Genomic DNA, 25,286 nt, shown 5'->3' with positions numbered 1-25,286 from the left:
ATGACGGTCGCCCGGCAGGCAGCATCGTCCTCATGGCGCGTGCTCCTGTCAGCCTGGAGCCCCGAGCATGCCGGTGCTCCAGCGCGCACTCAAGCGGCGCTGCCGCAGCGGGTATGCCCTTCCTGGCCCCGCTCAGCTCTTGAGTTCCACCACCGGCACGAAGCCGCCGTAGATCATCCGCTTACCGTCGAACGGCATCGGATTGTTCTCCGGGTTCATCCGCGGGTCCTCCATCATCTTCTGCATGCCGGCATCGCGCGTGGCCTTGTCCGGCCATTCGATCCAGGAGAACAACACGGCCTCATCATCCTTGGCCGCTACCGCGCGATGGAAGTCGGTCTGCTTGCCGTGCGGGACATCGTCGCCCCAGCACTCCACCACGCGCAGCGCACCATGCTCGATGCAGATCGCATCGCCCATCTGCGCGTGTTCCAGGAATTTCGCTTTGTTCGCGGTCGGCACGGCAAGTACAAAACCATCGATATAGGCCATGGCAAAAGCTCCAGATGACGCGCCGGGATGGGCGCCTTCATGACATACGACGAACCGGGGGATGGAACATCGACAGTGCGCGCGGTGGCCGTTGCGGGCGGTGAATCTGTCCAGGACGGTCACGAAGTGAACAAATTCAGCATCCAATCCGCCAATTTCGGCGGCCTTCGGGACAAACGTCAGAAAACTCTGAGTCATGGTGCGGAACATCCTGATAGGCCAGCTGACGCATTCAGCACATGATGGCCTTGCCGGGCAGGACGCCCCACGGCGCCCTGCGGTCCAACGCCCCACGGCACGGACCTCGGTGCATCCAGGAGGATGGACGCGTTAGCCGATAACTCCCCAAGAGCGGCTTCCCCAGCGCGTGACGCCCCGAAAGGGCACCGTCGTGACCAGAGTCCTTTCCCCGCGCGGTTCCCGCGCGTGGCCTTCGCCCCGCCCCTTTTCAGTTACCCGCGTGATCGCCGCGCAGGACGGGCATTCACGTCCTCATCGCCTGAAAAAGGCCACGCGCGTATGCCAGAGCGCGTCTGAACGGCGCCCCAAAATTCACTTTTGTCGACGCGGTCAACTTCAGGGCGGGTTGTGTCGAATAACGGAGAATTTACATTCCCGATGCAGTCCGGCCTCCATGCCGGGTGCAAGTAGTCCAAGACATAAAGGTGTACCCCCATGAAGACTTCGTTGATTGCTCTGGCCCTGGCCGCCGCCCTCCCGTTCACCGCTTCGGCGGCTGAAGGCCTGTCCTACAACTACGCTGAAGCCGACTACGTCAAGACCGACGCAGATGGCGGCAAGGCCGATGGTTGGGGCGTGAAGGGTTCCTATGCCTTCCTGCCGAACTTCCACGCCTTCGGTGAGTACAACCAGCAGAAGACCGACATCGGCAACTTCAAGGTTGACCAGTGGCGCGTCGGCGTCGGCTACAACCAGGAAATCGGCAACAGCACCGACTTCGTGGGCCGCGTTGCCTACAACAAGTTCGACCCGAAGGAAGGCCTGGATTTCAACGGCTACAGCGCTGAAGCCGGTATCCGTACCGCGTTCGGCCAGCACGCCGAAGTCTATGCCATGGCCGGCTACGAGGATTACAGCAAGAAGCACGGCGTCAATCCGGATGGCCAGTTCTACGGCCGCCTGGGTGGCCAGGTGAAGTTGAACCAGAACTGGGGCATCAACGGCGACATCAAGATGGATCGCCATGGTGACAAGGAATGGTCGGTCGGCCCGCGCTTCAGCTGGTAATCCCAGCGTGACCGCATCGCCACGTGCCTGACCGGCGTGGCAGGAAAGGCCCGGCATTGCCGGGCCTTTTTCGTGAGCGCGATGTCCGCAGCGGGCGCGAGGGATAATGCGGCACCCTCATGGAGATGCCCAATGCCCCCGTCCTCCGATCTGCAGCAGCCTCGCCTCGGCTGTGGTGCCGTCATCCAGCGCGCCGACGGCGCGATCCTGCTGGTCCAGCGTGGGCGTCCGCCCGAGCAGGGGCATTGGGGGCTGCCCGGTGGCAAGGTCGATTGGATGGAAACCGTCGAACACGCGGTGATCCGTGAGGTGGAGGAGGAGACCGCACTCCAGGTGACGGTGGAGCGTCTGTTATGCGTGGTCGATCATTTCGAGCCGGCGCTTGCCCAGCACTGGGTCGCCCCGGTGTATCTGGTGCGCGCCCAGGACACCACGATCGCGTCCGTGCAGGAGCCCGAGGCACTGCTCGGGCTGGGCTGGTTCACCGCCGATGCACTGCCCGCGCCGCTGACGCTCTCTACGCGCAAGGCCCTGGAACACCTCTCGATCGCGCACTGAGTCCTCGCGCGCAGGGCGCTCAGCGTCGTGCGGCGGCGCCATCTCCCCGCGCCACGGCCTCTACTTCGGCCAGGCTGGTGATGGCGTAGTCGCCCGGCGTGGACATCGCCAGCGCGCCATGTGCCGCACCCAGATCCACGGCCGCCTGCTCGCCCTTGCCGCTGAGCAGGGCATGCACCACGCCGGCCACGAAGGCATCGCCGCCGCCGACACGGTCGAGCAGATCCACTTCGCGTGCGTCGGAGACAAACAGCTGCGACCGTGTGCGCAGCGCACCGGCCCAGCCGTGGCGGGCGGCGTTGGCGGCGTCGCGCAGCGTGAACGCCACCGCCTGCAGCGCCGGGAACTGCGCCATCGCGCGCACGGCGGCTGCCTCCGCCGGACCGACATCCATCGGCGTGTGGCGGCGACCAAGATCGCTCAGGTCCATCCCCAGGCACGCGGCGAACGAATACTCATCGCCGATCAACAGATCGCACTCGGCAGCGATGGCGCAGTTGGCGTGACGCGCAGCATCCGGGTCGGGATGGCTGTTCCAGAGGCTAGCGCGGTAGTTGAGATCGTAGGAGACCGCCACGCCGTGCCGGCGTGCGGCCCGCACCGCGGTGATCGCGGTCTGCGCGCTGTGCTCGGACAGCGCGGCGAAGATCCCACCGGTGTGCAGCCAGCGCACGCCGTGTTGCCCGAACAGCGCATCCCAGTCGAACGCCTCCGGCTGCAGCTGCGAGGCCGCCGAGTACGCGCGATCGGAAATACCCAGCGGCGCACGCACCCCGAAACCGCGCTCGGTGAAGTTCAGGCCCATGCGGGTGTTGCGGCCGATGCCATCGTAGTCGCGCCACACGATCTGGCTGGCATCCACCCCGCCGGCCTGGATCAGCTGCTGCGCAAGCAGGCCCAACTCGTTGCGCGGCAGGGCGGTGAGCACCCCGGTGCGATGGGCGAAGGTGCTGCACAGGCCGCGGGCGACGTTGTACTCGCCACCGCCCTCCCACACGTCGAACTGGCGCGCGCTGCGGATCCGGCCTTCGCCGGGATCGAAGCGCAGCATCACCTCTCCCAGCGCCAGCGCGTCCCAACGCTGGCCATTCTCGGCCGCAATCTGGAAGGTCTGGGCACTCATCGCGCCGGGCACCCGAGCAGCGCCAGGTCGATCCCGTCGGCCATGCGCCGGTAGCCCTCGTCGTTGGGATGCAGGTGGTCGCGGGTGATGTCCTCGGGCAGGTTCTCCGGGTTGGCCGGATCACGCAGGATCTGGTCGAAGTCGATCAGGCCATCGAAACCGCTGCGCCCGCCGCGCATCCAGGTGTTGAGCGTGGTGCGGGTGGCGGCGGCGATCGGCTCGTACCGGTCCGAACCACCGAAGGGCGTGATCGTGGCGGCGATCGGGCGAATGCCGTTGCTGTGCAGGCGCTCGGCGATCTGCCGGTAGCCCAGCACCATGTCCTCTGCGTTGCGGCCGGCCACGGGTGGGGTGCCGCCATCATGGCGGATGTCGTTGATGCCTTCGAACAGGATCACGCGGTCCACGTTCGGCAGCGCGATCACATCGCGGTCCAGCCGCGCCAGCGCGCTGTGGCTGCGGCCGTGGTCCATGACCTTGTTGCCGCTGATGCCGGCGTTGACGACCACCACCTGATCCGGGCACGCCTGCTGCAGACGGGCGGACAGCAGTGCAGGCCAGTCGCCATTGCTGCCGCGGGTGGCGGTGGCGCCTTCGGTGATGGAGTCGCCGAGGGCAACCACCACGATCGGCGTGCGCGTGCGTTCGGCGAGCACGGCGGAGACCACGTTCTGCCGGTAGGCGAGTTTGACCGCGTCGCCCACGGTGGCTGCGCGGCCATCGGCGATGCGCAGCGCGGTGCGGCGCACGGCCGGCCGTGTGGCATCCGGGAAATACACGGTGAGCGAGACGTCGGCCAGCGCCGGCGCCGTGATCGCGACCGGGTCGCTGAGCAGCGCAGCGCCGACCGGCACCACGATCTCGCCGCGACCATTGAAGGTGACCGGCTTGGCCGCGGTGGCGGTGCCGGTGAGGTGGGCCGAGGCCCCGCCGATATGCAGCGGGGCCTGGCCGAGTTCATTGCTGATGCGGAAGCGCAGGGCGCGGGCCGAACTGGCCAGGCGCATGTCCTGGCGCACGGTCTGGTTGGCGAACTGCACCGGGGCCTCGGGGGTGCCATCAAGACGATCCGGTGCCGGCGAGGCGGTCCAGGCCGGCACCCAGACCTGGGCCTGGGCGGGCAGCGCCGCAGCGCTGGTGGCAAGTGCAAGAGAGAATGCAGTGATCCAGCGCAGCATGGCGGCCCTCCCAGGCGGTCAGCGGGTCAATCAGGAGAAGTAGGTGCCGCCGTTGACGTCGACGTTGGCACCGGTGATGAAACCGGCCGCATCCGAGGCCAGGTACACCGCGGTATCGGCGGCTTCCTGCGGTCGGCCCTGGCGGCGCAGCGGGGTGTTGCCGGCCACCGCGGTGCGCACTTCCGGCTTGGTGAATTCGTCATGGAAGCGGGTGGCGATCATGCCGCAGCACAGTGCGTTGACGCGGATGCCGCGCGGGCCCAGTTCCTTGGCCATGGCGCGGGTGAAAGTCATCACTGCAGCCTTGGCCGTGGCGTAGATCGCCGCGCCCGGGCCACCGCCATCGCGCCCGGCCTGCGAGGCGAAGTTCACGATCGCGCCGCCTTCGGGCATGTGCGGCACCACCGCATGCGTGGTCAGGTAGACCGAGCTCATGTTGAGGTCCATCACCTTGTGGAAGAACGCCTCATCGATCTCGGCCAGCGGACGGCGCTGGACCATGCCACCGGCGACGTTCACCAGCACATCGATCTGCGGACCGAACGCGACCTGGGTCGCAGCGACCATCGCCGCCACGGCCTTGGCATCGGTGACATCGGCGCGATGCACGATCGCGGTGCCGCCGGCGGCTTCGACCTGCTTGAGGGTCTCCTGCGCGCTGGCCTCGTCGTTGGCGTAGTTGATGCAGACCTTGGCACCGGCCGCGGCCAGCTTGAGCGAGATCTCGCGGCCGATGTCACGGCCGCCACCGGTGACGATCGCCACCTTGTCCTTGAATTGGGTCATGAAACACTCCTGTGATGCGTTGGGGGAAAGGGAAGAAGCGGGCTCAGCGGCGCTCGACCGGGCCGTGGAGTTTTTCCACGCGACCGGTGACCAGCCACAGCGCCAGCAGCGAGGCCGGCACCAGGGCGGCCACCAGGATGAAAATGGGTGCGTAGGATTCGTGGGTCATCGCCGGCACCAGCCAGGTGGTGATCAGCGTGCCGGCCACCGCGGCCATGCCGCCCAGGCCGGCGACCGAGCCGACCGATTTGCCGCTGAAGATGTCGCCGGGCAGGGTCTGGATGTTGCCGATGGCGATCTGGAAGCCGAACAGTACGAAGGCGATGGTCACCACGGCCCAGACCGGATCGGTGGCCAGCACCGCGCCCAGCAGCGCCGGGGCCATGATCGCGCCGCCCAGGGTGATCACCACCTTGCGGGCCTTGTCCACGCTCCAGCCGGCGCCGATCAGTCGGCCGGACAACCAGCCGCCGCCGAGGCTGCCGATCATCGCGCCGACATACGGCACCCAGGCGAAGATGCCGATCTGCTTGATGTCGAAACCGAAGGTATCGGCCAGGTAGAGCGGCAGCCAGGACACGAACAGCCACCAGATCGGGTCCAGGAAGAACCGCGAGATCAGGATGCCCCAGGTCTGCCGATGGCCCAGCAGCTGGCGCATGCTGGGCACGTACTCGGGGACCGGCACGGCTGGTTGTTCGGTGGGTGCATCCAGGATCAACGCGCGCTCGGCCGCGCTCACCCACGGGTGCTTGTCCGGGCCGGCGCGGTAGATGATCAGCCACGGCAGCAGCCAGATGAAGCCGATCGCACCGATCAGGATGAAGGTGCCGCGCCAGCCAAGCCACAGGAACAGCACGGCGATCAGCGGTGCCGACACGATCGCGCCGATCGACGCGCCGGCATTGAACACGCCCTGTGCCAGCGCACGCTCACGCGCCGGGAACCACTCGGCATTGGCCTTGACCGCACCCGGCCACGCGCCGGCTTCGCTGATGCCGAGCATGGCGCGCACGATGCTGAAGGACAGGATGGAATGGGTGACCGAGTGCAGCGCGATCGAGATCGACCACACCGCGATCGACAGCGCGAAGCCCAGGCGCGTACCGATGATGTCGAACAGGCGGCCGAACACGAACTGGCCGGCGGCGTAGAACAGCATGAACACCGTGACCAGCAGCGCGTAGTCTTCCTTGGTCGCACCGACGTCCTTGGAAATCTGCGGCCACATCACGGCCAACGCGTTGCGGTCGATGTAGTTGATCACCGTGGCAATGGCGATCAGCGCCACGATCAGCCAACGGACATAGGTGCGGGCCTGCGTGGTGACCTTCATTTGCCGTCCTTGCCGGTACGGGTGCCGGTATCGAAGCGCTTCCAGCCACCGTCCCAGCGCCAGCTGTGTCCGCCGCCGCTGACTTCATGCGATCCGCCCTTGGCCGGATCATCGGCGATGCCCACGGCGAGCTGCTTGCCGCCGGCCAGGTCGAGCACCAGCACGTCTGCATCCTTGCCGCGGTAGTGGGTGAGGCGGTCGATGCGGCTGTTGGCGCCCCGCACGGTTTCGGCGGTGCCGTCGTACTGGCCGTGCGGTTCGAGCACGCCGTAGAACGTGGTGGCGGCCTGGCCATCCACCCGCTGCAGCAGCATCGGCTCACGGCGCAGGTTGAACGAGGGATCATTCGCGCCGCTCTCGCCGATCAACGCACGCGAGGGCGCGGTGCTGGCGAAGCGGTATGTATAGAAGCGGCCGTCCAGCAGCCAGGTCAGGCTGCGTGCGTCGCGGGTCGGCTCGCTGGCCGCATCGATCCACACATGCTGGTAGCCGTTGGCCTTGCCCAGCACCGGACGTGCGGCGACCGCGGACTGCGTCTTGAAGCCCACGTCCATGATGTGACCGTTGAAGTGCAGCGGCAGGTCATAGCGCGCGGCCTTGCTGCCGGTGACGCGCAGCAGATCCAGCACCACCGGCTCGCCCAGCGAGGGGTGCGAGAGCAGCGCCTGGGTACGGGTGAAGCTGACCCCGTCGTAGGCGCCTTCCATCCGTGCCGAGGCGATCTGGGTGTCGTCGCTGACCGCGAACAGCAGCGGTGTCGGCGCCAGTGGCTGGCCCTGCTTCCAGTCGCCGCCGAAGTGGCTCTGTTCGTTCACCACCAGCGTGTTGTGCGCGATGGTCTGCCGGGCCCAGCTGCTGTTCTCCGGCAGGTAGATGCCACCGGCCTTCGCCTCGATGTTGAGAAAGCGCGCCGCGCCGTAATCGGTCACCACGCGCTGGCCGTTGTCGTAGAACAACCAGTTGAGCTTGTCGAAGTGACCGTGGCCCATGCCCTGCTTGGTGTTCTTCATCACCAGCGCCTGGCCGTTCTCGCCGCCCATGCGCAGGATCGCCAGTGCGCCTTCGGTGCCGTCCGGGCCATCGCGCAGCAGGGTCGGTACGAAGGCGAACGGCTTGGCCTTGTTGTCTGCCAGTGCCTGGGCCACCTGCAGGCCTTCGGGCGAGAGCAGCACGCGCTTCTGTGTTTTGGCGACGGACAGCAGGCGTGCATCACCGGTCTGCGCGTAGGCGATATCGATGCCGGCCACCAGTTCCTCGGTGTCCAGGCCCTTGTCGAGAATGGCGTCGTTGATCGGGAAGAAGTAGCCGCCGTAGCTGCTCTGCACCAGCGCATCCACGGCCTTGAGCAGCACGCCATCGCGGCGCTTGAAGATGCCGCGTTGCGGTTCGTTGCGCTCGATGGCGTTGGCGAACAGGATGAACGGGGCCAGCGCATAGCGCTGGTAGTACGGGCCTTCTTCGTAATACCCGTCCGGCGAGAACAGCTGATCCACCTGTTTCAGGAAGCCGGCGCTGCCATCGCGTTTGCTGCCCTGCAGGGCCTTGTCGACGTAGCTGGTATCGCGCAGCACGTAGCCGGTCATGCCCACGGCAGCGACCGCCCAGGTGGCGTGGTTGTGGATCTTGTCGAAATTTTCCGGCGTGCCGGACAGGAAATCGGCCATCGCGCGGAACACGTTGTCGTCGATCGTCTTGCGATCCGCGTCACTGAGCGTGTCGCGGATCGCGTCGTAGCCCTGCGCCGCGCTGACCAGCCAGACCGAATCGTTGAGGGTCTGCCAGAACAGCCGGCCGGGAATCTGGCCGCGGCCCTGCGGGTGCGCGCCCAGCCCCGGGTAGAGCTTGGCGTAGCCCAGCAGCAGGTCGCGGGCGAAGGTGGCATAGGCCTTGTCACCGGTCAGCCGATACAGCGCGCCGGCGGCCTGGATGGCCTGGTAATTCCGCTTGTGCTGTTCGTGCGTGTAACCGCCGCCTTTGTCCTTGGGCACCGGCACGTCGATGCCGGCCTTCATCATCGCGCGCACGCGCTGTTCGGCACGCTGTTGTTCCTTGGCGAACAGCGGCGAGCGCGCACCCTCGGCACGCATCTGCGTCCACTGCGCGGCGGTGACCAGCACCGGCGCGGCGGCGGCCTCGGCGGGCGCCTGCCGGGCGGCGGGTGCGGCCTGCGCAGCGGGCAACGCGGCCCCGCCAAGGGTGGCGGCGAGCAGCAGCATCAAGGGCGGGGCGTGATTCATGGCAGGGCCTCAACAGGGGTATCAGACAGCAACGGCGCGGTGGCCGTCAGCGGGTTGTCGCCCATGCGCAGGGTCGGTTCCCCGACGCGATGGCTGAAACGGATGCGGCCGCTGCGGTCGAAGCGGTTGCCGCGGATGCTGGCGAACTGCACGCCATGCAGGCGCAGGCTGGTGTCATCGGCCACCCCTGCCTGCTCGAACTGGTTGCCGTGCACCTGCAGCGCCGGACCGAAGGTGCTTTCGTCGGTGCCGCCGCGATACAGGTTCACCACCGGCCCGCCGATGCGGCGGAACGTGGAGTCCAGCAGATCGACCTGCTCGGCGTTGTAGGTGCCCAGATCATCGGTCTCGGCGGCCGCGGCGATCACGCTGCCGGTGATGTCCTCCACCGTGACGTTGGCCAGTGCGATCTGCGCGGCCAGGCTGCCCTTGCCGGTGGCGATCACATCGAAGGCCTTGTTGGCGGTCAGCCCGTGTACGCGGCTGTCCTCGATGCGCAGCGTGTAGTTGAAGGCCTGGCTGCCCGGCGGCACGCGGATCACCGCGTTGCCGGCGGCATCCGGGGCGAGCGCGCCATCGATGTCCAGCCGCGCCAGGCGCAGCGAACCACGCGCGCCGATCTCGAACAGGCTCGGCCGCGAGAACTGCACGCTGGCCTGGCCATGTGCGGGGCCGACCACGCTGAGCGGATGGTTCACCGCCAGCACCTGGCTCACGGTGTAGCGGCCGCGCTGCAGCTGCAGGCGGTCGCCGGGGGCGCTGGCCGCCACGGCGGCGGTCAAGGTGTCCTCGCCCGGTGCGACCCTGCGCACCGCGCCACTATCCAGTGCGGTGCTGGGCAGTGTCTTGGGGTACCAGTCCACGCCCACCTGATCGCGGGGAATCGGGGTCAGATCGCGCGGGGCACCGGCATCGATGGCGGCGGTGGGGTAGAGCAGGCCGTTGGCCGCGCGCTGCAGGGACACGGACTGGCCGCTGACACCGCCGGGGAAGCCGGGTGACACGGCAGGGCTCTGCACGTTGCCGGCGAAGGTGATGCCGGAGAGATCGCCCTGCGTACGCAGCAGATCGCGTTTCCCATCGCCGATGAACAGGTTGCCGGCGATGCGGCTGTTCATCGGCATCGCATTGCGCTCTTCATCCAGCCCCGCGCCCAGCAACAGCGTGCCGACCTGGATGAAGCTGTTGCGTTCGATCACCGCGTGATCGATCTGCTCGTAGCGGTTCAACGGCGCGTTGTGGGTACCGGCCATCACGCTCAACGCCGCAGCGAAGTTGTCGCCGGCGATGCCTTCGAAGTAATTGTCGCGCACGGTCTGGTTGCGGTTGATCACGCGCACGCCGCCGGTATGCGCCTTGCCATGGCCGAGGAACACATTGCGTTCGACCTGATTGCCGTGGCCGTGGCGCAGCACCAGCGAGCCGCGCGAGTCCTGGAAGACGTTGCCGCGGTACGTGTTGCCGCCGGACTTGTTGGAGACGATCTCCACCTCGCCATCGCACTGCTCGAACCAGTTGTTCTCCACCACGGTGCGCGAATCGGACTGCGAGTCGTGGCTGGTGCCGATGCGCATCGTCTCGCCGCCGTTGGAGCCGAGGTTGGGGCGCGGGCCGAACCAGTTGTGGTCGATGCGGTGCTGGTTGTCCAGGCCGCTGGTGGCGTTGCGCACCACCACCAGGGTGGTGCCCGCATTGGTCTTGCCGACCAGCTGGCTGTGGTCGAAGCGGTTGTGCTGGCCGTACAGCGCCACCCAGTGATCGGACTGCTGGCGATCCGGCTTGTTGTAGCGGTCGATCACGATCCCGGTCACCCGGCTGTGGTTGGCCCATTCGCTGGCTGACCGCCGGAACGAGATCACTTCACCGCCAGGCGCCCAACCATCCCGGAAGACGAGATGGGACACCTCCAGGTGCTCACCGGCCAGACGCAGCTGGGACTGCCCGCTGATAATCACCTTGCCGGGCGTCTGCGCCGTCAACTTAATTGGTTGACCAATTTTGCCGGTGCCCCGGAAAAGCAGGTCCACGTCGCGCCAGACGCCGTTCGCCAGGATCACCGTATCGCCGGGGGCGAGGGCGCGTACGGCGGTGGCATAGGCAGCAGCGTCGCGCACCAGATAATCGGCCGCCACGGCAGGGAATGCCGCCAGGGAAAGGCTCAACAGCAGGGCCTTGGCCATGGGACGCCGCGCCAACGGCGCATGCGAGTGTTGCAAAGTCACGGGCTTACCCTCCCAGATGAACCGTGGCGACTGACGCGAGCCACGATCCTAACAGGTTGCCGGGCGCGCACGTCAACCACAATCGCATACCACTTTAGATGAATGTGGTATGTGGTGTGCGCATTTTTCTGCTGCATCCGCACATTAATTCCATGCAAAGTGGTCTGGACAGTGGTGCGGGGTAGACTTTAGTACCAATTCATTGACATTGGTTCATCAGTCGTGAATCGTCCGGATCGAATCCGTGTAATCGGACGATCCATCCTGGGAGGGAGATCACGATGTTGCATGACCGCCGTACGGCCTCACCACGAGGCCTCCGCCGCACCGCGCTGCACAGCGCGCTGTTCTATGCCCTGTGCGCCACCGCGGCACTGCCGCTGGCCCACGCACAGGATGCCGACGCACCGGCCTCGCCGCCGGGGCAAGCCACCACCCTGGATCAGGTCCAGGTGACCGGCATCCGCAGTACCATCCAGACCTCGATCGACAAGAAGCGCGAGGAGACCGTGGTCTCCGATGTGCTGGCCGCCGACGACATCGGTGATCTGCCGGCGCTCTCGATCGGTGAAGCGATTGAGACGATCACCGGTGCCTCCACCCATCGCGAGAAGGGCGGTGCGTCGGAAATCTCGATCCGTGGCCTGGGCCCGTTCCTCGGTTCGTCCACCTTCAATGGCCGCGAGGCCACCAATGGCAGTGGCGACCGCTCGGTGAACTTCAACCAGTTCCCGTCCGAGTTGATCAACACCGTGGCGATCTACAAGACCCAGCGCGCCGACTTCGTCGAAGGTGGCGTGGCCGGCACGATCAACATGGAGACGGTCAAACCACTGGAGTACGGCAAACGCACGTTCCAGCTCGATGGCCGGGGCACCTGGCAGGACTACGATGACCGCCTGAAGGACAAGGACGGCGTCGGCTGGCGCGGTACCGCCAGCTACATCGACCAGTTCGACATGGGCAACGCCGGCAAGCTCGGTGTCTCCATCGGTGTGCAGGCGCTGGAAGGCAGCAACCCGGAAGAGATGTTCTCCAGCAGCTCCACCTGGGTGGCCTGCGATGGCCGTGAAGTGGTCGGCGCGACGCGCAACTGCACCCAGGTCAACGGCAACCAGGTCGCCAACGGCGTGCCGTATTACCTGGTGCCCAGCAGCCGCATCTACCGCCAGTTCATCGAGCACGACAAGCGCGATTCGCAGTTCGCCGCGCTGCAGTGGCGGCCCAGCGATACGGTGGAAGTGAACCTGGATTACCAGCACTCCAAGCGTGATTACACCGAAGACCGCTCGGATCTGTCGCTGTCCTCGATGATGCGCAACCTCAACAACCGCGTGGTCACCGACGACGGCGCGCTGCTGCACCACACCGGCAGCACCACGGTCGATTCCACCGGCAATTTCCTGGAGCGCCAGGAGGAATACACCGGCGGCGGGCTCAACGTGATCTTCCGGCCGAGCCCGGCGTGGACGTTGTCCACCGATCTGTCCTACTCCAACACCGAGCGCGATCAGATCGAACGCAGCACCCGCCTGCGCGCCGGTCGCACCGACGTCAACGGTCGGCCGGTCGGCGGCATCAAGAACACCCGTTACGTCGATTACACCTATGACTACAGCGGTGACGTGCCGAGCATCTATCTTGATCCCGCGTTCGATGTGAACAACCCGGACAACTTCACCGATTCGGCGCTGGTGCGTCGTCGCCAGCAGCATCGCGAGCACACCATCCGTGCCGGCCGCTTCGATGCCACGTTCACCCCGGAAAGCGGCTTCTTCACCGCGATCAAGGGCGGCCTGCGCCGCTCCGAGGCGACCTACACCGATTACACCGACACCGTGGATGTGACCACCACCAATGTCGCTGCGATCCGCGCTGCCAACCTGGCCTGCCGCCAAGCCTTCCCGCAGGACGATTTCCTGGCCAATGCCAGCGGCAACACCATCGACCAGTGGGCCAGCTTCGACAGCCGTTGCCTGTTCAAGGCCTTCACCGGCGTGGACGACACCGGCCTGAGCGCGGACCTGCGCAACCCGGCCAATAACGATGTCACCGAGAAAACCAGCGCGCTGTACCTGATGGGCGATTACAGCGCCGAATGGTTTGGCCTGCCGGTGACCGGCAACATCGGCGTGCGCGGCGTGCGGACCGAAGTGCGCTCGGTCGGCCTGCGCAGCGGCCTGGATGTGATCAACAATCCCGACGGCACCGTGACCCTGGAGCCGACCGGCGATTTCACCTCGCAGGTACTCAAATCCAGCAATACCGAATGGCTGCCCAGCTTCAACGCCGCCTTCGAACTGCGCCCGGACCTGCTGCTGCGCGTCGGTGCGTATCGGGCGATGTCGCGCCCGGACCTGGCCGCTGAAGGCTACGGCCGCACCTTCAACCTGGGCGAGGTGGATACCGAGTTCAACAGTGTGGGCGATGCGCTGCGCAGCATCACCGCCACCGGCAACCCGCGCGCCAAGCCGTTGATGTCGTGGAATGGCGATCTCTCGCTGGAGTGGTACGCCAACGAAGACACCATGCTGTCCGGTGCGCTGTACTACAAGCAATTCAACGGCGGCTCGATGCCGGTGATCGTCAACGAGACCTTCGATATCGACGGTCAGAGCGTGACCGTGCCGGTGGAGCAGCTGGCCACCAGCGACCAGAAGAGCGATCTGTTCGGCGTGGAGTTCACCGCCTCGCACAGCTTCTCCTACCTGCCGGGCATCTTCTCCGGGCTGGGCGTGAAGGCCAGCTACAACTACGCCGATTCCAACTTCAAGACCGAAGACCTGCGCCTGGGCGAGTCCACCGACCCCTCGACCGGCGTGGTGACACCGGGCATCGTCGAACCGGCCAACATCTTCGGCCTCTCCAAGCATGTGGCCTCGGCGCAGGTGTACTGGGGCCTGGGCAAGCTCGATCTGCAGGCGATCTACAAGTACCGCTCCGACTATTACCAGCAGTTTGTCGGCGACCCGTCGCAGAACCGCTATGTGCGGGACAATGGCTCGCTGGACTTCCGCGCCACCTACAAAGTGAACAAGCACTTGTCGTTGTCGCTGTCGGCCAGCAACCTCACCGATGAGCCGCGGGTGTCGGATATGCCCATTCTCGGCAGCTTCCGCGAGTACACCACGTACGGGCGGCGGTATTATCTGGGGGTGCGCTACCGCTTCTGAGGTCAGTGGCGCGGTTTTTCCGACCGCGCCGCTCTCTGAAGGCGCGGTCGCCTGTCGGTCCCCAGCCACCTGTCAGCAGGCCTTTGATGATGTCCGAACCCCGTCTTTACCAGTCCATTGCTGCCGAAATCGTCGCGCTGATCGAGAAGGGCGAGTTCCCGCCGGGCTCGCGCCTGCCGGGCGAGCGCGACCTGGCCGAACGCCTGGGCGTGAGCCGGGTGACGGTGCGCGAGGCAGAAATCGCGCTGGAAGCACAGGGCCTGATCACCATCAAGACCGGCTCCGGCGTTTACGTGAAGGCCAAGCCGTCGCAGGCGCCGGGCGCACTGCCCGACGTCTCGGCGTTCGACCTGACCGCGGCACGTGCGGTGATCGAGGCCGAGGCGGCCGCGATGGCGGCCAGCCGCATCACCGATGCCGAACTGGAGGACCTGGCCGGCCTGATCGCGGCCATGGTCGACCCGAATTCGGGCGAGGCAGCGGCCAGCGAGGCGGATCGGCAGTTCCACCTGTCGATCGCGCGGATCGCCGGCAACCCGGTGGTGGAGCACTGCGTGCAGCTGATCTGGCGGATGCGCAACGAGCTGCCGCGGGTCAAGCAGGTCTACGCCAACGTCTGCCACAACGACGATGACACCCGCGACGAGGAACACACCCGGATTCTGGATGCCCTGCGCCAGCGCGACCCGGCAGCGGCGCGGTCGGCCATGCGCAACCACTTCCAGCGGCTGTTCGAATCGATGCTGGAAGCCACCGAGAATGAAGCGCTGGCTGAAATCCGCCGGCGCACCCAGCAGGACCGCGAACGCTTCATGGCCGCGACCGGGCACTGAGCCCGGCGCGCACCGGCGGGCTTACTCGCCCTGGTACTGCTTTTCTTCGACCAGCTGCGAGCCGGCGATGCGGTTGATCTCGTTCTTCACTTTGACCCGCTCGCCATTGGTGCCATAGACACCGCGCGCCAGCTGGATGAAGGCATCGTCGAACACCTGCGCCGCTTCCTTGTCGCGCAGCTGATCCTGGATCTCCCACATGCGCTCGTTGATTGCCTTGAGCTGCGTCTTCAATGCCTCCAGCCCCGGCTGAGCGCTTACCTGCTGCTGCCACAGCGGCCACAGGCCCTCGAGTTCCTTGCGGACGTTGGCGTTCTTGCCCGCATCGGCGATGCGGTCGGCCTTGATTTCCAGGATGGTGATCTTGTCGATCAGCTCGCCAATCGATACCGGGGTCAGGATCGCGTCCACGCCATTACTCGCAACAGGTCAGAGTGGCCATGATACCGCGCACCCGCGGGCGCCATCCTGACGCAGGATTTACAGAAACGTTGCGCCGATCGCGCGGGTAGGCCATGGCGGCGTTACGGCCCACCTGGGGAGACTATCGCTCTCGACGGCGCGGCCGTCATCTGGAGTGGGACACGTGGTGGATCAACAGTGGAAACAGCGCCTGCGCTGCGGCGTGGTGCTGGTGGGGCTGGTCATGAGCGGGGCGGCCGCGGCCGCGGTGGAAGGCAATGCAGCGCTGACCTCGGATTACATCTGGCGCGGCAGCTCGCAGAGCGACGGCGATCCGGCCGCGCAGGCCGGCGTGAAGCTCAGTACGGCCAACGGCTGGTATGCCTCGGCGTGGGGCTCGGGCGTCTCGTTCCGCCCGGACAACGGCGCGCGCAGCGAATTCGACCTCATCGCCGGCTGGAGCGGTGCGCTGACGCCGGACTGGAGCGTGGACGTCAATCTGACCCGCTACCTTTATCCCTCGACCACGGTCGATCTGGACTGGACCGAGCTCAATGGCACGGTGACCTGGCGGCAACGCGCCTGGCTGCAGGTCGGCGTGTCCGACAACGCGCTGGCCGGCGGCCACGGCGGCACCTATGCGCAGCTCGGCGCGCGTTTGCCGCTGGGCGAGCAGTGGCGTGTCGAGGGCGCGGTGGGCCATTACTGGCTGGACAGCGCGCAGGCCGATGATTACCTGCATGGCCAGCTCAGCGTGGTGTGGCGTGTGCACGGCCCGTGGGAGCTGCGGGTGACCGGGCACGACACCGGCGGCGCCGCGAAACGCCTGTTCCCGGGCAATGCGGGATCGCGCGTCGAGGTCGCGGTACAGACCACCTTCTGAGGCGCGTTCGGGTAGATCCACACCATGCGTGGATCTACCGTTCCCTTGCCTACGTCCCGCGGTGGCGTGGTTTCAAAGCTCCCGCTTTGCCTGCGACACCGCCCAGATGCCCATCGCCACCAGCGCAACGCCCGCACCGGTGAGGCACACGCCGGTCCAGCCGAAGCGATCAAACACCTGCGCCGAGGCCAGTGAGCCCAGCGAGCCGCCGATGAAATACCCGGTCATGTAGCCGGCATTGAGCCGGTTGCGTGCTTCCGGTCGCAGGGCGTACACCACGTTCTGGTTGCTCACGTGCAACAGCTGCGCGGCCAGGTCGAGCACGATCACGCCCAGCACCAGTGCGATCAGCGAGTGCGTGGAGAAGCCCAGCGGCAGCCACGATGCGGCCAGCAGCACCAGCGCCACGGTCGTCGCCAACGCGGCCTTGCCACGGTCGGCCATGCGCCCGGCTACACCGGCGGCCAGCGTGCCGGCTGCACCCACCAGCCCGAACAGGCCGATCGTCGCATCGCTGTAGCCATACGGTTCGGCCGCGAGCAGGAACGCCAATGGCGTCCAGAAGATCGCGAACATCGCAAAGCTCAACGCGCCCAGTACGGTGCGCAGGCGGAACACCGGTTCCTGCGCGAACAGCGTGCCGATCGAGCGCAGCAGCTGCAGATAGCCCAGCCCGGCGGTTTGATGGAAGCGCGGCAGATGCCGATACAGCATGCCCGTGGTCAGCACCAGCGCGGCTGCGGCGATCCAGTACACGGTGCGCCAATCGCCCAGCGAGGACAGCGCCCCGGCCACCGTGCGCGCCAGCAGGATGCCGAGCAGCAGGCCGCTCATTACCGTACCGACCACCTGGCCGCGCTCTTCCGGCCGCGCCAGCGTCGCCGCGAACGGCACCAGCACCTGTGCCACCACCGAGAACAGCCCGGTCAGCGCGGTGCCCACCAGCAGCCAGACGAACTGATGGCTGAGCGCGCTCAGCACCAGCCCCGCCGCCGACAGCAGCGACATCACCACGATCAGCCGGCGCCGTTCGAACAGATCGCCCAGCGGCACCAGCAGGATCAGGCCCGCCGCATAGCTCAGCTGGGCCACGGTCACCACCGTCCCGGCACGCGCGAAGGACACCCCGAACTGCCCGGCGATGGTGTGCAGCAGCGGCTGCGCGTAATAGTTGCTGGCCACGGCGACACCGGTGGCGAAGGCCATCAGCAGGACCTGCCAGCGGCTGAGTGGCGAGGGCACGTCGTGGGTCATGACGGGCTCCAGGAAAGAAGGGGCGCCAGTGTCCGCCCGATCGGCAAATGAGGGAAATGAAACGTCTTCATCCAACGCATCTGATTTTCAGATGGCTCACCTGCCTCAAGCAGCGAGGCTCGCAGCACTGCATCACTGCATCACTGCATCACTGCAGCACGTGGCCCCGCACCGGAGCCACGCACCCAGGCCTCACTCAGGCGCCGCGCACACGCAGGGTCAGGCCCTTGAGGAAATTGCGCAGCATCTGGTCACCGCAGGCGCGGTAGTTCTTGTGGTCCGGCTGGCGGAACAGTGCGGACAGTTCCGGCTTGGAGACCGAGAACCCCGCGGCGTCGAACACGTCGTGCATGTCCACGTCCTTCAGCTGGAAGGCGACGCGCAGCTTCTTCAGCACCAGGTTGTTGGTGATGCGCTTTTCCACCGGGCGCACCGGCTGGCTCTCGTCGCGGCCACGGAAATGCACGATCAGGCCATCCAGGAAATGCGCCAGGGTGCGGTCGTCGCAGGGCACGAAGCCTTCTTCGTCTTCCTTGCGCAGCCAGCCGGCCACATCGGCCTTGTCGACCACGAAGGCCGGATCGGCCAGGGCACAGGTGTCGGCGATCATGCCGTCGCTGAGGTCGAGCATGTAGCGGATGCTGCGCAGTACATCGTTGTTGATCATGGGACGTCCAATACCGCCGGCGCGGCTGCGCGGCTGGCGGCCATTTTACCCCGTGCCGGGCGCGCCGCCGGCTGCGACCGGTGGTCGCTGTCATCTGGCTGCCATGAAAGTGAAGCACAGTGCCGCGATCAGGCATCGACAGGCAGTGGAGCAGGCAATGCGCAGGTGGCAGGTACTCGGGTGTGTAGGCATGTTGCTGGCGGGCCAGGCGGGCGCGCAGGTTCCGTATGTGGCGCTGGAGCAGCGGCTGGATCCGCAGGCGCTGGCCGAGGTCGGGCTGACCCCGGCCCAGCTGCAGACGCTGAACCGCCTGCTGCGCCAGGCCGAGGCCGATGCCCCGGCACCGGTGGCCGCCGCGGCAGGACCTGCCGCAGGCCCGGGTGTGCCGACGCCGGCCCCGATGTTCCCCGGGCTGGACGATGGCCCCATCACCGCCAAGGTCACCGGCCAGGTGAGCGGCTGGGCTCCCGGCACCGTGTTCACCCTCGACAACGGCCAGCAGTGGCAGGTGCTCAAGGGCGAGATGACGCTCAAGACCGCCCGCAGCAACCCCGGGATTGTCGTGGTGCCGGGCATTGCCGGCCGCTGGTTCCTGCAGGTGGATGAAGACCTGCCCAAGGCACGGGTGTTCCGCATCCGCTGACGCGACGCCCCGTAGCGGCAGTCAGCGGAGCAGCGCCCGGCTCTGCACCGGGCGGGCATCGGTGCGAAAATGGTCGGGATCTCCACGGAGTACCTCGATGACCCGTACCGCTCTGATTACCGGCGCCACCTCCGGCTTTGGCGCCGCCGCTGTCCACCGTTTCGCCCAGGCCGGCTGGCGCGTGATCGCCACCGGGCGCCGTGCCGAGCGCCTGCAGCCGCTGGTCGATGCCTACGGTCCCGAGCGCGTGCACGCGGCGGTGTTCGACGTGCGCGACAGCGCGGCAATGGAAGCGGCCCTGGCCGCCCTGCCGGCCGGCTTCGCCGACATCGACCTGCTGGTCAACAACGCCGGCCTGGCCCAGGGCACCGCCCCGGCCCAGAGCGCCTCGCTGGAAGACTGGCGCACCATGATCGACACCAACGTCACCGCCCTGGTGACGCTGACCCATCGCCTGTTGCCACAGCTGGTCGCACGCAAGGGCGCGATCATCAACATCAGCTCGGTCGCCGGCGTGTACCCGTACCCGGGCGGCAACGCCTACGGCGGCACCAAGGCCTTCGTCAGCCAGTTCTCGCTGGGGCTGCGCTCGGACCTGCACGGCAGCGGCGTGCGCGTGACCACGATCGAGCCGGGCATGGCCGAAACCGAGTTCACCGTGGTCCGCACCCATGGCGACCAGGCGGCCTCGGACAAGCTCTACACCGGTGCCAACCCGATGACCGCCGATGACATCGCCGAGCAGATCTTCTGGGTCGCCTCGCTGCCGGCGCACCTGAACATCAATCGCCTCGAAGTGATGCCGGTCAGCCAGTCGTTCGCCGGGTTCCAGGTCGCGCGCGACTGATCCAACCGGACCGCCACCCGGTAGAGCCGACCGTTGGTCGGCTGCTCTGGGCGATCAAAAAAAACGCCGGGCAATGCCCGGCGTTCCTGTATACGTCGCAGCGCGGCTACTGCGCTTTGATCGCCATAGCTTGAAGCCCGGTCCCATCCAGCTTCTGCTTGGCTTCGGCCAGCTCGCCCGCGCTGCCATACGGCCCCATGCGCACGCGGTACACCGTCTTGCCGTTGATCTGGGCAGATTCCACGCGTGCAGCCAGGCCGATCATCGCCAGCTTGGCCTTGGTCGCTTCCGCATCACCGGAGGCACCGAAGGCGCCGGCCTGCAGGATGTAACGCACGTTGCCCGCGGCCGGATCGGCGGCGGCAGCGGCGGCAGCCGGGGCGGTCGCCGCAGGTGCATCCGGCTTCGGCGCGGTGGCCACCGTGGCCGGGGCCGATGCCGCCGGTGCCGGCGTGGCAGCCGGACGTTCATTCACCGGCGCCGGCAACGCAGCGGTACTGACCGGCGCAGGCGTGGTGGTCGCGGCGGTGCTGGTCGGCGCCGGTGCGGGCGGCAACGGACGGCCTTCCAGCGCCGCCTGCGCGCGCTGCGCATCGGCCTTGGCACGGCGCTGATCTTCGGCGCGTGCGCTGGCCGCCAGCTCGGCATCGGACATTTCCACTTCCTTGCCGGGCAGCAGGGTGTAGAAGTCGTACTGCGTCGCCGCCGGCTTGGCCGGTTCGGCGGGCTTGGCGGCGCCGGGCTTGGGCAGCTCGGTGCCGACGTCGGTATCGGCATCGCTCACCGGGGCCGGCTGGGCGTTCGGGTCCGGCTGCGGGCCGACCCGCAGGAAGCCATCACCGTCGTTCTTGAACAGGTTCGGTGCCGCCAGGAACACCACGGCCGCAATCGCCACACCCGCGACCAGCCACACCCATCCCGGGGTGCCCTGGTTGCTGTTGCGCCGTGCCTGGCTCTTGCCGCGTCGTGCTGCCATTTACTGCTTCTCCACTGCTTACATTTTTTCCGGGGCGGAAACGCCCAGGATGTTCAGACCATTGGCCAGGACCTGGCGCGCGGCGCAGGCCAGCGTCAGCTTGGCGTTGCGTTCGCTTTCGTCGGCTACCAGTACCTGCGTGCCGTGATACCACGTGTGGAAGGCGTGCGCCAATTCACGCAGGTACTGCGCGATCAGGTGCGGTTCCAGCGCCAGGCCGGCCGCTTCGACGACTTCCGGGAAGCGCGACATTTCCACCATCAGCCACAGCGATGCCTCATCGCCCAGTGACGACAGGCCGGTCAGACCTTCGGCCGGCGTGTAGCTCAGCTTCTTCTCCTGCGCCTGGCGCAGCAGGCTGCACACCCGGGCATGCGCGTACTGCACGTAGAACACCGGGTTGTCGTTGCTCTGCTGGCGGGCCAGATCGATATCGAAGGTCAGCTGCGAATCGGGTTTGCGCGCGATCAGGAACCAGCGGGTGGCATCGCGGCCGGCTTCTTCGATCAGGTCGCGCAGGGTCAGGTAGCTGCCGGCCCGCTTGGACAGCTTCACTTCCTCGCCGCCGCGCATCACCGTCACCATCTGGTGCAGCACGTATTCCGGCCAGCCCTTCGGGATGCCGACGTCGAGCGCCTGCAGGCCGGCACGCACACGCGCCAGCGAACCGTGGTGGTCCGCGCCCAGCTCGGTGATCGCGCGCTCGTAGCCGCGCTGCCACTTGGAGAGGTGGTAGGCCACATCCGGCAGGAAGTAGGTATAGGTGCCGTCGGACTTGCGCATCACGCGGTCCTTGTCGTCACCGAAGTCGGTCGAGCGCAGCCACAGCGCGCCGCCTTCCTCATACGTATGGCCGGCCGCGTTGAGCTGGGCGACGGTCTCTTCGACCTTGCCGTCCTTGTACAGCGAGCTTTCCAGGAAGTAGATGTCGAAATCCACGCCGAACGCGGCCAGGTCCTGGTTCTGCTCGTTGCGCAGGTAGGCCACCGCGAAGCGACGGATCGCATCGAGGTTGTCCGGGTCGCGCTCGCCGACCACCGAGTGGCCTTCCAGCTCCACCGTGGCGCCGGCCAGGTAGGCCTTGGCCACATCCTCGATGTAATCGCCGCGATAGCCGGCTTCCGGCCAGCCGGCGTCGTCGGGCTTGAGGCCCTTCGCACGCGCCTGGGTGGACAGCGCCAGGTTTTCGATCTGCACGCCGGCGTCGTTGTAGTAGAACTCGCGCTTGGCGTTCCAGCCGTTCACTTCCAGCAGGCGCGCCAGGCAGTCACCGATCGCCGCCGCGCGGCCGTGGCCGACATGCAGCGGACCGGTCGGGTTGGCCGACACGTATTCCACGCCCACGGTGCGGCCGTTGCCGCTCAGGTTGTGGCCGTAATCGGCGCCTTCCTTGAGCACGCTGGCCGCTTCGCGCTGGTAAGCGCTGGGAGCGAGATGGAAATTGATGAAGCCGGGGCCGGCGATCTCGACGCGCAGCACATCATTGCTCTTGGGCAGCGCATCGAGCAGCGCCTGGGCCAGGGCGCGCGGGTTGCTGCGCGCCGGCTTGGCCAGCAGCATCGCGGCATTGGTGGCGAAATCGCCGTGCTCACGGGTCTTCGGGCGTTCGACCACGAATTCCGGGGTCAGGGTATCGGCCGGCAGAGTGCCGTTGGCGCGCAAGGCTTCGATGCCTTGGCTGATCAGGGCGCGGAGGAGATTTTTCACAAGGCCTGCTTTGGGACTGGAGCGGCGGAATCGGCAATTTTAGCCCAGAAGCCACCCCGATCCATTGAACCGGGGCCGAGCGGCGCCGTTTCCCACCCCGGCTCAGGTGGTTCCGGGGCCCATCCAGCCGCGCGCGGCCATCGATACCGGTGCCCCGTCGCCGATCACGACATGGTCAAGCAGACGGATATCCACCAGGGCCAAGGCCTGCTGCAGCAGTGCGGTGATCCGGCGGTCCTCCAACGAGGGCTCGGCACTGCCGGAGGGATGGTTGTGGCTGACGATCACCGCGGCTGCGTTGTGCAGCAGGGCGCGGCGGACCACTTCGCGCGGGTAGACCGCCGCGGCATCCACCGTGCCGCTGAACAGCTCCTCGCAGGCCAGTGTGCGGTGCTGGTTGTCGAGAAACAGCGCGGCGAACACCTCGTTGGGCCGGGCCCGCAGCCGCTGCTTGAAGTAGCGCCCGGCGGCGGCCGGGTCGCGCAGGCTCTCCCCGCGGGCCAGCTCGGCCGCCAGATGCCGATGCGCCAGTTCCAGCCCGGCCACCAGCTTGCAGCTGCGCGCCGGCCCAAGGCCGGGCAGGGCCGCCAACGCGGCGGCCGGGAGGTCGAGCAGGTTGCGCAGGGGACCGTGGGCCTGCAGCAGGTCGCGGGCGGTTTCGACCGCGTCGCGGCCGCGCAGGCCGGACCCCAGGAAGATCGCCAGCAGCTCGGCATCGGACAGGGCGCCGGCGCCTTGGGCAAGCAGCTTTTCGCGGGGACGCTCGGCACTGGGCCAGTCTCGGATCGACATGGCCCCAGTCTCCCTCGGTGCGGAGCGGGCCACCATCGGTGAACCGGGCGGCATCGTGTCGGTAAATGCAGGGCACCGTGCCAAGTCAGGCGGTTGCTTATGACGAAAACCTGCCTCCTTATGCCGCTGGCGCATCAGGCGGCTTACGGACCATCGGGTAAGCTAATCGCCTCGGTTCGACAGGAACACCCAAGGTGGCTGACTCCCCCCAGGCTTCTCCGGCGTCCGCGCGCCCGTTGGAAGGCCAGAAGCTGTTGTTGTGCGTTGGTGGCGGGATCGCTGCCTACAAGTCGCTGGAACTGGTGCGCCGCCTGCGCGATGCCGGAGCCCAGGTGCAGGTCGCGATGACCGCCGGGGCCCAGCAGTTCGTCACCCCACTGAGCTTCCAGGCGCTGTCCGGCCAGCCCACCCGCACCACCCTGTGGGACAGCGCGGCCGAGCAGGCCATGGGCCATATCGAGCTGGCACGCTGGGCTGATCGCGTCGTGGTCGCGCCGGCCACGGCCGATCTGCTCGCGCGCCTGGCCAACGGCCACGCCGACGATCTTGTCACCACCCTGTGCCTGGCCACGACCGCGCCGCTGACCGTGTGCCCGGCGATGAACCACCGCATGTGGCTGCACCCGGCCACGCAGGCCAATATCGGCCTGCTGCGCGAGCGCGGTGCCCAGGTGATCGGGCCGGAAGACGGTCCATTGGCCGAAGGCGAGTCCGGCCCCGGTCGGCTCACCGAACCGAACGCGATCGTGGCCGCGCTGGCCGGGCTGCACGCGCCGGCCCCCGCCGAGCCACCGCCGAGCAGTGAACTGAAGGGCCTTCGCGTGCTGATCAGCGCCGGCCCCACCTATGAAGATATCGACCCGGTGCGCTACGTCGGCAACCGCAGCAGCGGCAAGATGGGCTACGCCCTGGCCGCCGCCGCCGCCCGCCTGGGCGCGCAGGTGGTGCTGGTCAGTGGCCCGGTCCAGCTGGCCACGCCCGCCGGTGTGCAGCGCGTTGATGTGCGCTCGGCCGCGCAGATGCGCGAAGCGGTGCTCGGTGCGTTGCCGGCCGACATCTATATCGGTGCGGCCGCGGTGTCCGATTACACCCCGCGCCAGGTTGCCCCGCAGAAACTGAAGAAGACCGCCGACACCCAGAGCCTGACGCTGGAGCTGGTGCGCACCCCGGACATCCTGGCCGAAGTGGCCACGCAGACCAACGCGCTCAAGCTGGTGGTCGGCTTCGCCGCCGAGACCCACGATGTGGAGAAGTACGCGCGCGGCAAGCTGGTCGACAAGCGCCTGGACCTGGTGATCGCCAACCAGGTCGGGATCAGCACCGGCGGTTTCGAGAGCGATGAAAACGCGGCCACGGCCTACTGGCAGGGCGGCGAACAGGTGTTCCCCGGCACCTCCAAGGCCGTGTTGGCCGAACAACTGTTGTCCCTGATTGCCCAGAGGTTGCACGCATGACCATCGATTCCTCCCTGCAGCCGTTGCAGGTCAAGCTGCTCGACCCGCGTTTCGGCGACGAATGGCCGCTGCCGGCCTACGCCACCGAACACAGCGCCGGGCTGGATCTGCGCGCCGCGCTGGAGACCGAACTCACCCTGCAGCCCGGCGACACCGCGCTGATTCCCAGTGGCATCGCCATCCATATCGCTGATCCGAACCTGGCCGCCGTGGTGCTGCCGCGCTCCGGGCTTGGCCATCGCCACGGCATCGTGCTGGGCAACGGCACCGGCCTGATCGACGCCGATTACCAGGGCCCGCTGCTGATCAGCGCCTGGAACCGCGGCCGTGAGCCGTTCACGCTGCAGCCCGGCGATCGCATCGCCCAGCTGGTGGTGCTACCGATTGCACGCGTGGCGCTTCAGGTAGTGGATACTTTCACCGACAGCGCCAGGGGAACGGGTGGATTCGGCCATACCGGGGTGCGCTGACAGGG

Annotated in this window: 22 protein-coding genes; 9 read left to right on the top strand and 13 right to left on the bottom strand. The window is 67.2% G+C overall.

The window, feature by feature from the left end; all coding sequences use genetic code 11:
* Window positions 1-132: 132 nt before the first annotated feature.
* Entirely contained in the window at window positions 133-492 is a 360-nt protein-coding gene (locus tag BCL79_RS18920) for a DUF1428 domain-containing protein (RefSeq protein WP_121044145.1), read from the bottom strand.
* A gap of 675 nt (window positions 493-1,167) precedes the next feature.
* Between BCL79_RS18920 and BCL79_RS18915 the strand changes: the two genes are divergently transcribed.
* Complete coding sequence (locus tag BCL79_RS18915) at window positions 1,168-1,740, top strand: Ax21 family protein (RefSeq protein WP_121044142.1); 573 nt, start codon at window positions 1,168-1,170, stop codon at window positions 1,738-1,740.
* Window positions 1,741-1,872: 132 nt separating this feature from the next.
* A complete protein-coding gene (locus tag BCL79_RS18910; protein ID WP_121044139.1) occupies window positions 1,873-2,298 on the top strand; it encodes an NUDIX domain-containing protein in 426 nt (141 codons plus the stop codon).
* A gap of 19 nt (window positions 2,299-2,317) precedes the next feature.
* Here the strand turns inward: BCL79_RS18910 and BCL79_RS18905 are convergent, their stop codons facing one another.
* The 6 genes from BCL79_RS18905 to BCL79_RS18880 are packed head-to-tail and all read right to left on the bottom strand — an operon-like array spanning window position 2,318 to window position 11,138.
* Window positions 2,318-3,421 (bottom strand): sugar kinase, encoded by a 1,104-nt coding sequence (locus BCL79_RS18905; RefSeq protein ID WP_121044511.1) that lies wholly within the window; start codon window positions 3,419-3,421, stop codon window positions 2,318-2,320.
* Window positions 3,418-4,599 (bottom strand): GDSL-type esterase/lipase family protein, encoded by a 1,182-nt coding sequence (locus BCL79_RS18900; RefSeq protein ID WP_121044136.1) that lies wholly within the window; start codon window positions 4,597-4,599, stop codon window positions 3,418-3,420. Before BCL79_RS18900 ends, BCL79_RS18905 begins: the two co-directional genes overlap by 4 nt.
* A 30-nt stretch (window positions 4,600-4,629) precedes the next feature.
* Window positions 4,630-5,385, bottom strand: coding sequence for an SDR family NAD(P)-dependent oxidoreductase (locus BCL79_RS18895; protein ID WP_121044133.1), 756 nt, complete (start codon window positions 5,383-5,385; stop codon window positions 4,630-4,632).
* A gap of 43 nt (window positions 5,386-5,428) precedes the next feature.
* The gene (locus BCL79_RS18890; protein ID WP_121044130.1) at window positions 5,429-6,721 is read right to left on the bottom strand and encodes an MFS transporter; all 1,293 of its coding nucleotides are present in this window, start codon (window positions 6,719-6,721) and stop codon (window positions 5,429-5,431) included.
* A complete protein-coding gene (locus BCL79_RS18885; RefSeq protein ID WP_259462217.1) occupies window positions 6,718-8,958 on the bottom strand; it encodes an oligoalginate lyase in 2,241 nt (746 codons plus the stop codon). The genes BCL79_RS18890 and BCL79_RS18885 overlap by 4 nt, the downstream gene beginning before the upstream one ends.
* Window positions 8,955-11,138 carry a polysaccharide lyase 6 family protein gene (locus BCL79_RS18880; RefSeq protein WP_259462216.1) on the bottom strand — a complete coding sequence of 728 codons (2,184 nt, stop codon included), beginning with the start codon at window positions 11,136-11,138 and terminating at the stop codon, window positions 8,955-8,957. The genes BCL79_RS18885 and BCL79_RS18880 overlap by 4 nt, the downstream gene beginning before the upstream one ends.
* 323 nt (window positions 11,139-11,461) lie before the next feature.
* Between BCL79_RS18880 and BCL79_RS18875 the strand changes: the two genes are divergently transcribed.
* Both BCL79_RS18875 and BCL79_RS18870 read left to right on the top strand, forming a co-directional pair.
* Complete coding sequence (locus tag BCL79_RS18875) at window positions 11,462-14,353, top strand: TonB-dependent receptor (protein ID WP_121044120.1); 2,892 nt, start codon at window positions 11,462-11,464, stop codon at window positions 14,351-14,353.
* Window positions 14,354-14,442: 89 nt separating this feature from the next.
* Window positions 14,443-15,186 carry a FadR/GntR family transcriptional regulator gene (locus BCL79_RS18870; RefSeq protein ID WP_088432357.1) on the top strand — a complete coding sequence of 248 codons (744 nt, stop codon included), beginning with the start codon at window positions 14,443-14,445 and terminating at the stop codon, window positions 15,184-15,186.
* A 21-nt stretch (window positions 15,187-15,207) separates the two neighbouring features.
* On the opposite strand, the gene BCL79_RS18865 is transcribed toward BCL79_RS18870, so the two are convergent.
* Window positions 15,208-15,597 carry a DUF6165 family protein gene (locus BCL79_RS18865; RefSeq protein WP_121044117.1) on the bottom strand — a complete coding sequence of 130 codons (390 nt, stop codon included), beginning with the start codon at window positions 15,595-15,597 and terminating at the stop codon, window positions 15,208-15,210.
* Window positions 15,598-15,832: 235 nt separating this feature from the next.
* On the opposite strand from BCL79_RS18865, the gene BCL79_RS18860 reads away from it, so the two are divergent.
* A complete protein-coding gene (locus BCL79_RS18860) occupies window positions 15,833-16,471 on the top strand; it encodes a TorF family putative porin (RefSeq protein WP_121044508.1) in 639 nt (212 codons plus the stop codon).
* Between the two features lie 72 nt (window positions 16,472-16,543).
* Here the strand turns inward: BCL79_RS18860 and BCL79_RS18855 are convergent, their stop codons facing one another.
* Both BCL79_RS18855 and BCL79_RS18850 read right to left on the bottom strand, forming a co-directional pair.
* Window positions 16,544-17,725 (bottom strand): MFS transporter, encoded by a 1,182-nt coding sequence (locus BCL79_RS18855; protein ID WP_121044113.1) that lies wholly within the window; start codon window positions 17,723-17,725, stop codon window positions 16,544-16,546.
* Between the two features lie 196 nt (window positions 17,726-17,921).
* The gene (locus BCL79_RS18850; protein WP_121044110.1) at window positions 17,922-18,392 is read right to left on the bottom strand and encodes a DUF1456 family protein; all 471 of its coding nucleotides are present in this window, start codon (window positions 18,390-18,392) and stop codon (window positions 17,922-17,924) included.
* 190 nt (window positions 18,393-18,582) lie between these two features.
* Here BCL79_RS18850 and BCL79_RS18845 point away from each other — a divergent pair, with 190 nt between their 5' ends.
* Both BCL79_RS18845 and BCL79_RS18840 read left to right on the top strand, forming a co-directional pair.
* Window positions 18,583-19,035: a hypothetical protein gene (locus BCL79_RS18845; RefSeq protein WP_121044107.1), complete on the top strand. Its 453-nt coding sequence runs from the start codon at window positions 18,583-18,585 to the stop codon at window positions 19,033-19,035.
* Between the two features lie 97 nt (window positions 19,036-19,132).
* On the top strand, window positions 19,133-19,882 hold the full coding sequence (locus BCL79_RS18840) for an SDR family NAD(P)-dependent oxidoreductase (protein WP_121044105.1): 750 nt from the start codon (window positions 19,133-19,135) through the stop codon (window positions 19,880-19,882).
* A gap of 106 nt (window positions 19,883-19,988) precedes the next feature.
* Here BCL79_RS18840 and BCL79_RS18835 read toward each other — a convergent pair whose 3' ends face one another.
* From BCL79_RS18835 to radC, 3 genes are all read right to left on the bottom strand, one after another.
* Window positions 19,989-20,858 (bottom strand): SPOR domain-containing protein, encoded by an 870-nt coding sequence (locus BCL79_RS18835; protein WP_121044102.1) that lies wholly within the window; start codon window positions 20,856-20,858, stop codon window positions 19,989-19,991.
* An 18-nt stretch (window positions 20,859-20,876) separates the two neighbouring features.
* On the bottom strand, window positions 20,877-22,565 hold the full coding sequence (gene argS, locus BCL79_RS18830) for an arginine--tRNA ligase (protein ID WP_121044099.1): 1,689 nt from the start codon (window positions 22,563-22,565) through the stop codon (window positions 20,877-20,879).
* Between the two features lie 102 nt (window positions 22,566-22,667).
* Complete coding sequence (gene radC, locus BCL79_RS18825; RefSeq protein ID WP_121044096.1) at window positions 22,668-23,357, bottom strand: RadC family protein; 690 nt, start codon at window positions 23,355-23,357, stop codon at window positions 22,668-22,670.
* A gap of 194 nt (window positions 23,358-23,551) precedes the next feature.
* On the opposite strand from radC, the gene coaBC reads away from it, so the two are divergent.
* Both coaBC and dut read left to right on the top strand, forming a co-directional pair.
* Window positions 23,552-24,811 carry a bifunctional phosphopantothenoylcysteine decarboxylase/phosphopantothenate--cysteine ligase CoaBC gene (gene coaBC / locus BCL79_RS18820; protein WP_121044094.1) on the top strand — a complete coding sequence of 420 codons (1,260 nt, stop codon included), beginning with the start codon at window positions 23,552-23,554 and terminating at the stop codon, window positions 24,809-24,811.
* Window positions 24,808-25,281 carry a dUTP diphosphatase gene (gene dut / locus BCL79_RS18815; protein WP_046272982.1) on the top strand — a complete coding sequence of 158 codons (474 nt, stop codon included), beginning with the start codon at window positions 24,808-24,810 and terminating at the stop codon, window positions 25,279-25,281. The genes coaBC and dut overlap by 4 nt, the downstream gene beginning before the upstream one ends.
* Window positions 25,282-25,286 lie beyond the last annotated feature (5 nt).

It is taken from the genome of Stenotrophomonas rhizophila, from assembly GCF_003651185.1.
Lineage (GTDB): Bacteria > Pseudomonadota > Gammaproteobacteria > Xanthomonadales > Xanthomonadaceae > Stenotrophomonas > Stenotrophomonas maltophilia_Z.
The sequence above is the reverse complement of the archived record's forward strand: the minus strand, read 5'-3'. Positions and strand labels throughout refer to the sequence as shown.